We start from the raw sequence: 12,344 nt of genomic DNA, 5'->3' as shown, positions 1-12,344 counted from the left end.
CGAACAATTCAGTTCTCGGCGGAACCCGTCCGAAGGCAGGGCGCGTATTCGTGCATTTTCTGTTCGGCCACGGCCTGCCGCACGGTCCGGGTGGCGGTGCCGAGCCCGGCGCCGAGAACGATCAGGACGGACGTGCCGAGGTGCGGCGCGCCGACGCCGAGGAGGGCGAGCGCGGCGTGCGGCAGCACGGCGAGGAGCCCGAGGACGAGCGGTGCGGTGAAGCCGACGCGTGACCGCACGTACGCGAGGTAGTCGGCGGTCGGGCGTCCGGGGCGGATCCCGGGGACGAACGCGCCTTCGCGCGCGAGCCGGTTCGCGGTGCCGGCGACGTCCAGGGTCCCCAGCGAGGAGGCGGACCTCGCGAGGACGGCGAGCGTGAACAGGGCGAGCAGGAACCAGGCGCTGCCGTGCAGGGGCGCCGTCCAGAGGCCGTCGGGAAGCCCGCCGCCCGGCCAGAGGCGGGCGGCGAGCGCGGGCACGTGCAGGACGGCGAGGGCGATCAGCACCGCGCGGAGCCCGGTGCGGTGGAGCGGGACGGGGATGTGGACCTTCCCGCCGCGGGGCGCGCGGACGCCGACCATCCGGCGGGCGTACTGGACGGGCACCCGCCGTTCGGCCTGCGTGAGGACGGTCAGCGCGGCGACGGTGAGCAGGGCCGTGAGCAGGACGACGGCGAGCGCGGCGGCGAACGCGCCGGTGCCCCCGGTGTCCCGCACGTCCGCCAGGAGGCGGGGGAAGACGGCGCTGACCTGCGTGAAGAACAGGAGGGCGAGGCCGTGGCCGAATCCACGTGCGTCGATCAGCCGGAGCAGGAGCACGGTGACCGCCGTCCCGGCCGTCAGGGACGCCGCGACGGCGGCGGGGCCCGCGCCGGTCAGGACGTCCCCGCCGGGGAGGCGTCCCCGGGAGGCCGCGGCGGCCGCGGCGGTGCCCATCGCGGCGCCGGCCGCGACGGCGAGGACATCGGTGTACCGGCGGATCCGGGCGGCGCCGCCGGGCTCGGCGGCGAGCGCCCGCAGGCGGGGCACGGCGCCGGTGAGGAGACCCATCGTGACGGCGGCGGCGACGTGCGGGAGCACGCCGAGGCCGAGGACGGAGAGGTGCAGCAGCGCGCCGCCGGTCAGCAGGTCGAACAGCGCGTACACCGGGTCGTCGCGGACGGCCGCGGCGGCGGCGTCGCGGAGCGCCGCGACGTCCGCGCCGGGGCTCGGCGCGTTCTGCCCGATCCGGTAGAGCAGCACGGCCACGACCGTGACGAGCAGTTTCGTCCGCACGCGGGGGGTGCGCAGGAGGGCCCTCACCCGCTTACTTGTACACGATTGTTCTTTAGGTGTCAGTCCCGCCCGGGTGAACGCGCGGTGACGGCTCCCAGTCGAGTTCCCACACCCGGACGGCGCCGTCGCGGTGGCCCGCGACCACGAACCGGCCGTCGGCGGGCGCCGCGACGCAGGAGGCGTGGTCCCCTTCGCCGAGAATCCGGAGATGCCCGCCGCCGGAGACGTCCCACACGTGGACGCCGTCCCAGTGGGCCGACACGGCGAGCCGGTCGCCCGCGACCGCGACGGCCTCGATCCGGACGGCGTCCGGCACGAGCCCGCGCGCCCCGCCGGCGCAGTCCATCGCGTGGACGACCGCGCCCGTGCCGAGGTCCCAGATGCGGACGATGCCGTCGACGCCGCCGACCACCGCGGACCGCTCGCCGGGCCCGAACCGGACGTGCGCGCCGCCCATGACGACGTCGTCCGGCAGGGTGCCGCCGCCGGGCAGGGCGATGCGGGTGCAGCCGCGGAAGTCCGGCGACCACCGGTCGGGGTCGAGCAGCGCGTAATTGTCGGGCAGGACCCGCAGGCACTCGCCGGTGCCGGTGTCCCACAGCCGCACTTCGCCCGAGTGGTCGCCGGACAGGAGCCGGGTCCCGTCGGCGCTCAGGCACAGCGACGCCACGGACGTGCGGGGCCCGCCGAACGTGCGCAGCAGGGCGCCGGTCCGGGGATCCCACAGCCGGATCGCGGCGTCGCCGCCGCCCGCGCGCCGCGCAGGCCGACCCGGTCCGTCATCCGTCCACCCCGTTCGTCCGCGTGCGCGTCGGCGCACAGCCTGGCGAACGAAGGTGTCTTTCTGGTGAAGCGGCGCGCGGCCCTAGAAGAGGGTGCCCTCGTGCTCGATGCCGCGGAGCGCGTCGTAGTCGAGCGTCACGCAGTGGATGCCGCGGTCGGTGGCGAGGACGCGCGCCTGCGGCTTGATCTCCTGCGCGGCGAACACCCCGCGGACGGGCGCGAGGTGCGGGTCGCGGTTGAGGAGTTCGAGGTAGCGGGTGAGCTGCTCGACGCCGTCGATCTCGCCGCGGCGCTTGATCTCGACCGCGACCGTGGCGCTGTCGGCGTCCCGGCAGAGGATGTCGACCGGGCCGATCGCGGTCGGGAACTCGCGCCGGATGAGCGTGTAGCCGTCGCCGAGGGTGGTGATGTGCTCGGCGAGGAGCTCCTGGAGGTGGGCCTCGACGCCGTCCTTGCGCAGGCCCGGGTCCAGCCCGAGCTCGTGGCTGCTGTCGTGCAGGAACTCCTCGATCGTGAGGATCAGCCGCTCGCCCGACTTGCCGTGCGTGACCGTCCAGCGCGCGACGGCGCCGTTCTCGGTGTACGGCTCCTCGCGCAGGGAGCAGGGCGGGTTCATCCAGTTCAGCGGCTTGTAGGCGCGATCGTCGGCATGGATGCTCACGCTCCCGTCCGCCTTGATCAGGACCAGGCGGGGGGCCATCGGGAGATGGGCGGTGAGCTTGCCGGCGTAATCGACGCTGCAGCGGGCGATGACGAGACGCACCCGCCCGAGCTTAGTGCGGACGGCGGGTGCGGGCGCCCGGTTCAGCCGTGCACGGCCAGGTGGATCACCGCGGCGATCAGCCGGTCGAGGTCGCCCTCGTGCGTGCCGTCGTCGCTGATCAGGTGCCGCTCGACCAGGCCGTCGAAGCCGTTGAGGAAGAACCGGGCGAGGGCGTCGGCGTCGGTGGCGAGGGCGACGCCGGTCTCCGCGGCGAGGCCGGTGACCAGGTCGGCGGCGGTGCGCTCCATGGCGAGCTGGTGCTCGCGCAGCGCCTCCCGGATGTCGGGGTCGCGGGAGCCGATGACGGTCAGCTCGTCGAACACGCGGAACCGTCCGGGCCGCTCGGCGTAGGCGTCCCACAGCGCCCGCGCCATGATCCGGACGGACGTCGCGAACCCCGCCGCGCCCGGCGCGGCCTCGGCGGGCGCGGCGGCGCACACCCGGTCGACCATCTCGCCGGCGAGCCGCTCGACGATCGCGCCGTACAGGTCGCGCTTGGTGCCGAACGTGTAGTGGACGGTCGCCTGCGCGACGCCCAGTTCGGCGGCGATGGCCCGCGTGCTGCCGGCCTCGACGCCCTTGCGCGCCATCAGGTCGATGGCCGCCTCGACGAGCTGGGGACGCCGCTCGGCGGCGGGGACGTGCGCCATGGCCCAAGGTTACCGACGCCCGGGGACGTGGCGTCGCTCACCTTGTCATCCGACTTGTTCGAGTGACTAAGTCGCACGTACAGTCTGCGGCGGGACCACCGACGTTCAAGGGGGACGACCGCATGACGAACCTGCTGCACCGGCTGGGGCGCCTCGCCTACCGGCGGCGCGCCGCCGTGCTCGCGTGCTGGCTCGCGCTGCTCGCCGCGCTCGGCGGCGCGGCCGCCGCCTACTCGGGGCAGGTGAGCGAGGAGTACCGCGTCCCCGGCACCGAGGCCCAGCAGACCCTCGACCGCATCGCCGGGACCCTCCCCGAGTACGCGAACGCCTCCGGACGCGTCGTCGTCGCGGCGCCCCACGGCGAACGGCTCGACCCGCGCGACGTCCGCCCGGTCGTCCAGGCGGTCGGGCGGGTCCCGGACGTCGCGGAGGCCGTCGACCCGTTCGCCGCGCGGGCGGTCTCGCCGGACGGGCGCATCGCGATCGTGCAGGTCGTGTTCGACCGCCGCGTCGACGACCTCGGGGAGGCGCCCCGCGAAGCGGTGCGGGACGCGGCGCGGGCCTCGTCCGGTGACCTGCGCGTGGAGTTCGGCGGGGACGCCTTCATGCCGGCGGTCGAGGTCGGCGGGGCCGGCGAGGCCATCGGCGTCGGCGTCGCGGTCGTCGTCCTGCTGATCACGTTCGGCTCGCTGGTCGCCGCCGGGCTGCCGCTGCTCAGCGCGCTCGCCGGCGTCGGCGCCGGAATGGCCGGGCTGTACGCGCTCACCGGACCGCTGGAGATCATCTCGACCGCGCCGGTGCTCGCCCTGATGATCGGGATGGCCGTCGGGATCGACTACGCGCTGTTCGTGCTGTCCCGGCACCGGCAGAACCTCGCCGCCGGGCTCGACCCCGAGGACGCCGCCGCGCTCGCCGTCGGCACGGCGGGCGGCGCCGTCGTGTTCGCGGGCGCCACCGTCGTGGTCGCCCTCGCCGGGCTCGCCGTCGCGGGCGTCCCGTTCCTCACCGTGATGGGCCTGTCGGCGGCCGGCGCGGTGGTCGTCGCGGTGCTCGCCGCCGTCACCCTGCTGCCCGCGCTGCTCGGCTTCGCGGGCCGCGCCGTCACCCGGTTCCGCGTCCCCGGGCTGCGCGGGGGCGCCCCGGACGGCGCCGGGCTCGGCGCGCGCTGGGCGCGGCTCGTCGTGCGCCGCCCGGTGCCCGTCCTGCTCGGCGGCCTCGCGCTCGTCGGCGTCCTCGCCGTCCCCGCGCAGGACCTGCGGCTCGGCCTGCCCGGCGCCGGCTCCTTCCCCGCGAGCACCACCGCCCGCCAGGCCGACGACCTGACGGCCGAGGGGTTCGGGCCCGGCTTCAACGGCCCGCTGATCGCCGTCGTGGACGGCGGCCCCGACGCGGCGCGGCGGGCGGTCGCGCACATCTCCGCGCTGCCCGGCGTCGCGGCCGTCCTGCCGCCCGGCGCCTCACCGGACGGACGCACCGCCGCGGTCACCGTCATCCCCGAGCACGGCCCCGACACCGCGGCCACCGAGGACCTCGTCGAGGCGATGCGGGCCGAACCGGGCGTCGCCGTCACCGGCACGACCGCCGCGAACATCGACGTCTCCCGGAAGCTGGGCGACGCGCTCCCGCCGTTCCTCGCCGTCATCACCGTGATCTCGCTGGCCCTGCTGACCCTCGCGTTCCGCTCGGTGCTCGTCCCGCTCAAGGCCGTCGCGGGCTTCCTGCTCAGCGTCGCCGCGTCCCTCGGCGCCGTCGTCGCGGTCTACCAGTGGGGGTGGCTCGCCGGCCTCGTCCCGGTCAACAAGGTCGGGCCGGTCGCGAGCTTCCTGCCGATCCTGCTGATCGGCGTGCTGTTCGGCCTCGCCATGGACTACCAGGTGTTCCTGGTGTCGCGGATGCGCGAGGAGTACGCGAAGGGCGCGGACGCCCGCACGGCCGTCGTCTCGGGGTTCGCCGGCGGCGCCCGCGTCGTGACGGCCGCCGCGCTCATCATGATCGCGGTGTTCGGCGGGTTCGTCGCCTCGCCCGACCCGATCGTCCAGGCGATGGGGTTCGCGCTCGCGGTCGGCGTCGCCGTCGACGCGTTCGTCGTCCGGATGGGCCTCGTGCCCGCCGCCATGGCGCTGCTCGGCCGCGCCGCCTGGTGGTTCCCGCGCCCGCTCGACCGGATCGTCCCGCGCATGGACCTGGAGGGCGCCGACCTGGAGGCCGCGGACCCGGAGCAGGCGCGCGCGACGCCGTCCGCGGAGTACGCGTCCCGGCCGTAAGGGGCCGGGACGCGGCTAAGGCGTCCGGTGGTGCGGAAGTAAGGCGTCGTGCCGATGCGGGGGCGGGCGCCTTAGGACGAACCTTTTGGATGTCGGGCCGGACACGCGGCCCGGCGGACGGAGGGAACGTCGTGTACCACAACGACATCATGTACGCGCTCATGCGGGAGCGGGCGCGGGACATGCGGGCCGAGGGCGACGCCGCCCGCGCCGGACGGGCGGCGCGCCGGGCCCGCGAGTACTGGGCGGACCGGATGCCGGTCCCCGGCCGGATCCGCAGGCCGCGCGCCGCCGCGCCCCGCCGCGGCGGCACGGCGCCCGCGCGCTGATCGTCCGGCACGCGCAAGTCAGGGCCGCTGTCAAGCCTGGAAATTGCCGGAACGCGTGATTAGCGTCGAGCACCGGTGTCATCCGTCTGCGAAAGGACCCCAGAATGTCCCTTGACGTGACCCCGGAACTCCTCGAGACGGCCCGGCGCGGCGAGGTCGACGACGCCGCGTTCGTCGAATGCATCAGGACGTCCCTCCCGTACGCGTGGGAGATGGTCAGCGGCCTGGTGGCGCGGCTCCAGGTCGACGGCGGCGACTTCGCCGACAACCTGACGCCGCCGCCGGACGAGCAGGCGCGCGGCCAGCTGCTGCGCGTCCTCGCCAGCGACGCCATGCGCGGCGCCCTGGAGCGCTACTACGGCGTGAAACTCGCGTTCCAGAACTGCCACCGCGTCGCCGTGTTCCCCGCGGACGGCGACCCGGCGGCGCTCGCCGCGTTCGTCACCGCGCGCGAGCAGATCCTCAACCAGTCGCCGGAACTGCGCGACTGCTGAGGCCGAGGCCCCGCCGCGGCGGCCCCGCCCGACCCGCGTCGGGCGGGGCCGTCCGCGCTCAGCGGAGGCGGGGGAGGACCTCGGCGCCGAGGCGCGCGATGTTCTCCAGCGTCGCGCGGTGCGAGCCGGCGGCCTCGACGAGCAGGACGACGTGGTCGATGCCGGTGCGCTCCGCGGTGGCGGCGAGCGCCGCCGCGCAGTCGTCCGGGGACCCCACCGGGTGCAGGTCGCACATGCGGCGCGTGTAGCCCACCGGGTCGCGGGACGGGCGCGGACGATCGTCCACCGGGACGTACCCGTCCAGACCGGGCCCGAGCCACGGCGGCATCCCGTCGAGCAGCAGCCCCACCGCCTCGTCCCGCGTGTCCGCGACCTGCGCGAGGTGCACCGAGACGTGCGGGACGTCCGGGACGCCGTGGCGCTCGACCGCCGCGGCCTTCTCCGCGTCGCCCACGTGCATGCCCAGCAGCATCGGCAGCCCGCGGGACGCCGCCAGCCGCTCGGTCTCGCGCGACGTGCAAGCCACCGCCACCGGCGGCGGGGCGAGCGCGCGCGGGACGACCGGCACCTCGCGGAATCGGAAGTGCTCGCCGTCCCACGCCACCCGCTCCGAGCGGAGCCACTCCAGCAGGAGATCGAGCGACTCGGCGAAGCCGCCCTCGTAGCGGGGGAGCCCGGTCCCGAACACCTCCAGGTCCCGCCACGGGCCGCCGCGCCCGACACCGAGCCGGAACCGGCCGCCCGACACCAGCGACAGCAGCGCCGCCTGCTCCGCGAGCGCCACCGGGTGCTGCGTGGACAGCACGCTCACGGCCGTCCCCACATGGATCCGCCGCGTCACCCCCAGCAGATGCCCGGCCATGACCGTCGCGGACGGCACGACCCCGTACGTCATGAAATGGTGCTCGGCCAGCCACACGTCGTCGAAGCCGGCCCGTTCCGCGGCGACGGCCGCGTCGACCGTCCGGGCCAGGGCGGCGGCGTCGTCCTGGCCGGGGAAGCGGGCGGCGAGAAGGAAGATTCCGAAGCGCACGTCCCGGTCGTACCCGGCATCGGCCCCGGCGGAGCCCTCTGCCAGACTGCGAACCATGACGAGTGGTTCGTTCAGCAAGGTCGGGGTCGTCGGACTGGGCACCATGGGCGCGGGCATCGCCGAGGTGCTGGCCCGCGGCGGCCTCGCGGTCGTCGGCATCGAGATCAACGCGGACGCGCTGGCGCGCGGGCGCGGGCACCTGGAGTCCTCGACCGGACGCGCGGTCAAGCGCGGCCGGCTGACCGAGGACGCGCAGCGCGAGATCCTCGACCGGATCGCGCTGTCCACCGACTTCGCCGACCTCGGCGACTGCGACCTCGTCATCGAGGCCGTCCCCGAGCGGCTCGACCTCAAGCGGACCGTGTTCGCCGAACTCGACCGCGTGTGCCGCGCCGACGCCGTCCTCGCCACCAACACCTCGTCCCTGTCGGTCACCGACATCGCCGTCACCACCGGACGCCCCGACAAGATCGTCGGCGTGCACTTCTTCAACCCCGCGCCGGTGATGAAGCTGGTCGAGGTCATCCGCACCGTCCGCACCGAGCCGCAGGCCGCCGAGCGCGTCGCGGCGCTCGTCCAGAGCCTCGGCAAGACGCCCGTCAGCATCGGCGACCGCGCCGGGTTCGTCGCGAACCGCCTCCTGTTCGGCTACCTCAACCAGGCGGCCGGCATGCTCGAGTCCGGGCACGCCACCCGCGACGACATCGACACCGCGATGACCGCCGGCGCCGGGCTGCCGATGGGCCCGTTCACCCTCATGGACCTCATCGGCCTCGACACCTGCCTCGAGGTCCTCGAGGCGATCTACGCCGAGTCCCGCGACCGCCGCCACGCCCCCTCCCCGCTGCTCCGCGAACTCGTCACCGCCGGGCTGCTCGGCCGCAAGACCGGCCGCGGCTTCTACGACCACGCGAACCCCGCCGCCCCCGCCGCGGACGCCCGCGCGGCCGCCGCACCCGTCGTCGGCGTCCTCGGCACCGGCCCGCTCGCCGACGCCGTCGCCGCCCGCGCCGACCGCGCGGGCGCGCAGGTCCGGACGTCCGCCGACGGGCTCGCCGACTGCGACCTCGTCGTCGAGGCCGCGCAGGACGCCGAGACCGGACGCGCCCTCCTCGCCGAAGCGACCGCGAACCTCAAGGACGGCACCGTCCTCGCCGTCACCTCCGCCGCCGGGCAGGCCGTCGAGCACGCCGTCGCGTCCGGACGCCCCGGCGACGTCGTCGGGCTCCGCCTCCCCGAACCCGACGGCGACCTCGCCGAGATCGCCGCGACCGTCGCGACCGCCCCCGGCACCGCCGACCGCGCCGCCGCGCTCCTCGCCGCCCTCGGCCTCACCACCGTCCGCTGCCGCGACCGCGCCGGATTCATCGTCGACGCGCTCCGCTTCCCCTACCTCAACGACGCCGCCGCCATGCTCGGCGCCGGATACGCCGGCCCCGACGCGATCGACGCCGCCATGACGCTCGGCTGCGGCTACCCCACCGGCCCCATCGCCGACCTCGACCGGCTCGGCCTCGACCGCGCCGTCGGCGCCCTGCGCGCCCTGCACGCCGAAACGCGCGAACCCGCCCTCGCCCCGACCCCCCTGCTCGTCGAGCACGTCACCGCCGGGCGTCCGCTCCGCTGACACCCGGCCCTACCCTGGAAAGCATGAGCCCCCGCAAGAACCGCCGCTCCGCCCCCGGACCCGCGCCGCGGGGCGGCGGCGGCATGTGGGCTCAGGACACCGAGGACGGGCCGGACGGCACCTGGATCGTCCGCAACGTCGCCGGGACGAACGCGGCCAAACCGTACCGCTGCCCCGGCTGCGACCAGGAGATCCCGCCCGGCGTCGGGCACGTCGTCGCCTGGCCCGCCGACGAGCGCGGCGGCGCCGACGACCGGCGGCACTGGCACCGCCCCTGCTGGCGGGCCCGCACCCGCCGCTCGCCCCGCGTCCAGCGGAGCCGCAACGCCCCGCGCCACTGACCGAAGGAGACCGATGGCGGAGATCCGGGCCGCGACCGTCCTGCCGGCGCGCCGCGAGGACATCACCCTGCACACCTCCGACGGGCTCGAACTCGTCGGCGAACTCGCGCTGCCCCCCGAGAACCCCCCGGCGGCCACCCTCGTCTGCCTGCACCCGCTGCCCACCGCCGAAGGCATGATGGACAGCCACGTCCTGCGCAAGGCGTCCTACCGGCTGCCCGCGCTCGCCGACCTCGCCGTCCTGCGGTTCAACACCCGCGGCACCGCCTCGGCGCGCGGCACCAGCCAGGGCGAGTTCGGCGAGGGCGAGACCGAGCGGTTCGACGTCGCCGCCGCCCTCGAGTACACCGAGTACCACGACCTGCCCCGCCCCTGGCTGCTCGGCTGGTCGTTCGGCACCGAACTCGCGCTCAAGTGGGGCCGCGACCCGCTCGTCGAGGGCGCGATCCTGCTGTCGCCCCCGCTGCACCGCGCGACCGACGCCGACCTCGACGCGTGGGGCGCCGACGGACGCCCCGTCCTCGCGCTCGTCCCCGAGTTCGACGACTACCTCCGCCCCGACGAGGCCCGCGAACGGTTCAAGCGCGTCCCGCAGGCAGAGGTCGTCGGCGTCGACAAGGCCAAGCACCTGTGGGTCGGCGAACCCTACGTGCGCACCGTGCTCAACGAGATCGTCCGCCGCGTCGCGCCCGCCGCCCACCCGCTGCCCACCGAATGGGACGGCCCCGCCGCGTAATCGCGAGCGGCCGATGACGGCCAGACCTGATCATCTCGGGCGCGATGCGGGTACCCATTACCGGGAACCCGACCCGAGGTGAGGAACCCGCATGACCGTGCAGCTCTACGCCAGAGACGTCGGTTCCGGCATGCCGCTGGTCCTGCTGCACGCCTTCCCCCTCTCGTCCGCGATGTGGCTCGAGCAGCGGCAGGGCCTCGCCGGACGGTTCCGCATCATCACCCCCGACCTGCGCGGCTTCGGCGGGTCCCTGCTCGGCACCGGCGAACCGTCCATCGACGCGATGGCCGACGACGTCGCCCGCATGTTCCGCGCCCAGGGCGTCCGCCGCGCCGTCGTCGGCGGTCTGTCCATGGGCGGCTACGTCGCCATGGCGCTCTGCCGCCGCCACCCCGACCTCGTCCTCGGGCTCGTCCTCGCCGCCACCCGCGCGTCCGCCGACACCGACGCCGTCCGCGCGAACCGGCTCCGGCAGGCCGAGGCCCTCGACGGCGGCGGCGTCCAGGTGCTCATCGACGAGGTGCTCCCCGGCCTCGTCGGCCCCACCACCATGCGGCAGCGCGCCCTCGTCTACGGGCGCGTCCGCGGGCTCGTCCAGGCCACCCCGGCGCGCGCCGCCGCCTGGGCGCAGCGCGCCATGGCCGCCCGCCCCGACTCCTTCGCCACCCTCCGCGAGCTGCGCGTCCCCACCCTCGTCATGGTCGGCGACGAGGACGCCCTCGCCACCGAAGCCGACGCCCGCGCCATGGCCGACGCAGCCCCCGACTCCGAACTCCTCGTCATCCCCCGCGCCGGGCACCTGTGCGCCGTCGAGCAGCCCGACCTGTTCAACCAGGCCGTCGCCGAGTTCACCGCCGCCCTCGCCCGGACGGCTAAAGAGTCTCCTGACGGGGCAGGACGACCTCGCGGATGAGCAGCGACACCGCCGCGGCCGTCGGGATCGCCAGCAGCGCCCCCACCACCCCGAGCAGCGCCGCCCCCACCAGCGCCGCCACGATCGTCACCGCCGGCTGGACGTCCACCGTCCGCTTCATCACCCGCGGATAGATCAGGTAGTTCTCCACCTGCTGGTACGCGACGTAGAAGACCACGCAGGCGATCACGTCCGTCAGCGACCCCGTCAGGAACGCGATCAGGCACACCACCACCGCGCCGATCGTCGCGCCCACCAGCGGGATCAGCGCCGTCACCGCCACGATCAGCGACAGCGCCAGCGCGTACTTCACCCCCACGATCGACAGGAAGACGTACGACGCCGCGCCCGCGATGAACCCGATCATGAACTGGCCCGCGACGTACCCGCCGATCCGGTCCAGGATCTCGTCGCCGAGCAGCGCCACGCGCGCGCGCCGCGTCCGCGGGGCGAGCTTGTAGAAGAACGTCTTGATCTGCGGCAGCGACCCCAGGAAGTACAGCGTCAGGATCAGAATGGTCACGGTCTGGACCACACCGTTTATGGCGACCCGGCCGATTCCCGTGGCCGCGTCCGTGACCTGCTTCTGGAAGTCCTCGCCGTTCACGAACGTCTCGGCCCGCTCCAGCAGCCCGTACCGCTTGTCCCATTCGACGAGCTGGTCGTTGTTCTGGAGTTGCTCGACGAACTGCGGGATGCTCTCCCGGAGTTCGTTGACCTGCTCGGTCACCGGCTGCACCAGCGACGCGACGAAGCCCGCGAAGAACAGCAGGACCCCGAAGAACACCGCCCCGACCGCCAGCCCCCGGGGGAGCCCGATCCGCCTCAGCCGCTCCACCGCCGGATTCAGCCCGATCGCGAGGAACAGCGCCACGACGATCATCACGATCGTCGACCGCGCGCTCGTCGCCGCCTGCACCAGCATCCACGCCGTGATCACGCCGAGGGCCGCGGTGAACCCGAACACGAACGGGTGGTGCCGGCCGAGCGGCTGCCCCGGCCGCCCGAACGGGAACCGCCGTCGAACCCCGTCACTCGCGCGTCCGCCGGAATCCGGTCGCGGGGCTGCGGGCGCCGCTAATACGGATGTCGCCGCGGCGATCGGAAACCGCTTCGGCCGGTCGAGGAACGCGGATC

Annotated in this window: 13 protein-coding genes; 7 read left to right on the top strand and 6 right to left on the bottom strand. The window is 74.9% G+C overall.

Translation table 11 applies throughout. From position 1 onward, the window contains the following. Nucleotides 1-8: 8 nt before the first annotated feature. The 4 genes from DMH08_RS12530 to DMH08_RS12515 are packed head-to-tail and all read right to left on the bottom strand — an operon-like array spanning nt 9 to nt 3,470. On the bottom strand, nt 9-1,301 hold the full coding sequence (locus DMH08_RS12530) for a preprotein translocase subunit SecY (RefSeq protein ID WP_158642297.1): 1,293 nt from the start codon (nt 1,299-1,301) through the stop codon (nt 9-11). 25 nt (nt 1,302-1,326) lie between these two features. Next, nucleotides 1,327-2,094: a WD40 repeat domain-containing protein gene (locus DMH08_RS12525; protein ID WP_125613908.1), complete on the bottom strand. Its 768-nt coding sequence runs from the start codon at nt 2,092-2,094 to the stop codon at nt 1,327-1,329. Between the two features lie 45 nt (nt 2,095-2,139). Further along, entirely contained in the window at nt 2,140-2,820 is a 681-nt protein-coding gene (nucS, locus tag DMH08_RS12520) for an endonuclease NucS (protein ID WP_026402481.1), read from the bottom strand. Between the two features lie 41 nt (nt 2,821-2,861). Further along, complete coding sequence (locus DMH08_RS12515; protein ID WP_026402482.1) at nt 2,862-3,470, bottom strand: TetR/AcrR family transcriptional regulator; 609 nt, start codon at nt 3,468-3,470, stop codon at nt 2,862-2,864. Between the two features lie 122 nt (nt 3,471-3,592). Here DMH08_RS12515 and DMH08_RS12510 point away from each other — a divergent pair, with 122 nt between their 5' ends. From DMH08_RS12510 to DMH08_RS12500, 3 genes are all read left to right on the top strand, one after another. Next, the gene (locus DMH08_RS12510; protein WP_125613905.1) at nt 3,593-5,734 is read left to right on the top strand and encodes an MMPL family transporter; all 2,142 of its coding nucleotides are present in this window, start codon (nt 3,593-3,595) and stop codon (nt 5,732-5,734) included. A 131-nt stretch (nt 5,735-5,865) separates the two neighbouring features. Further along, nucleotides 5,866-6,063: a hypothetical protein gene (locus DMH08_RS12505; RefSeq protein ID WP_125613904.1), complete on the top strand. Its 198-nt coding sequence runs from the start codon at nt 5,866-5,868 to the stop codon at nt 6,061-6,063. Between the two features lie 104 nt (nt 6,064-6,167). Beyond that, a complete protein-coding gene (locus tag DMH08_RS12500; protein ID WP_026402485.1) occupies nt 6,168-6,557 on the top strand; it encodes an SCO5389 family protein in 390 nt (129 codons plus the stop codon). Nucleotides 6,558-6,615: 58 nt separating this feature from the next. On the opposite strand, the gene DMH08_RS12495 is transcribed toward DMH08_RS12500, so the two are convergent. Then, nucleotides 6,616-7,590, bottom strand: a complete 975-nt coding sequence (locus DMH08_RS12495; protein WP_026402486.1) for an LLM class flavin-dependent oxidoreductase — start codon at nt 7,588-7,590, stop codon at nt 6,616-6,618. A 55-nt stretch (nt 7,591-7,645) separates the two neighbouring features. Here DMH08_RS12495 and DMH08_RS12490 point away from each other — a divergent pair, with 55 nt between their 5' ends. The 4 genes from DMH08_RS12490 (at nt 7,646) to DMH08_RS12475 (ending at nt 11,207) form a co-directional block, all read left to right on the top strand. After that, the gene (locus DMH08_RS12490) at nt 7,646-9,217 is read left to right on the top strand and encodes a 3-hydroxyacyl-CoA dehydrogenase family protein (RefSeq protein WP_125613902.1); all 1,572 of its coding nucleotides are present in this window, start codon (nt 7,646-7,648) and stop codon (nt 9,215-9,217) included. Between the two features lie 23 nt (nt 9,218-9,240). Then, nucleotides 9,241-9,558 (top strand): hypothetical protein, encoded by a 318-nt coding sequence (locus DMH08_RS12485; RefSeq protein WP_026402488.1) that lies wholly within the window; start codon nt 9,241-9,243, stop codon nt 9,556-9,558. Between the two features lie 13 nt (nt 9,559-9,571). Next, nucleotides 9,572-10,294 carry an alpha/beta hydrolase gene (locus DMH08_RS12480; protein ID WP_125613899.1) on the top strand — a complete coding sequence of 241 codons (723 nt, stop codon included), beginning with the start codon at nt 9,572-9,574 and terminating at the stop codon, nt 10,292-10,294. 91 nt (nt 10,295-10,385) lie between these two features. Further along, a complete protein-coding gene (locus DMH08_RS12475; RefSeq protein ID WP_125613896.1) occupies nt 10,386-11,207 on the top strand; it encodes an alpha/beta fold hydrolase in 822 nt (273 codons plus the stop codon). Here the strand turns inward: DMH08_RS12475 and DMH08_RS12470 are convergent. Continuing rightward, a complete protein-coding gene (locus DMH08_RS12470) occupies nt 11,167-12,174 on the bottom strand; it encodes an AI-2E family transporter (RefSeq protein ID WP_233617553.1) in 1,008 nt (335 codons plus the stop codon). The two genes, DMH08_RS12475 and DMH08_RS12470, sit on opposite strands and share 41 nt — an antisense overlap. Between the last annotated feature and the right edge of the window lie 170 nt (nt 12,175-12,344).

It is taken from the genome of Actinomadura sp. WAC 06369, assembly GCF_003947565.1.
Classification (GTDB): Bacteria; Actinomycetota; Actinomycetes; order Streptosporangiales; family Streptosporangiaceae; genus Spirillospora; species Spirillospora rifamycini.
Note: the sequence above shows the minus strand (reverse complement) of the source record. Positions and strands in the feature narration are given on the sequence as shown.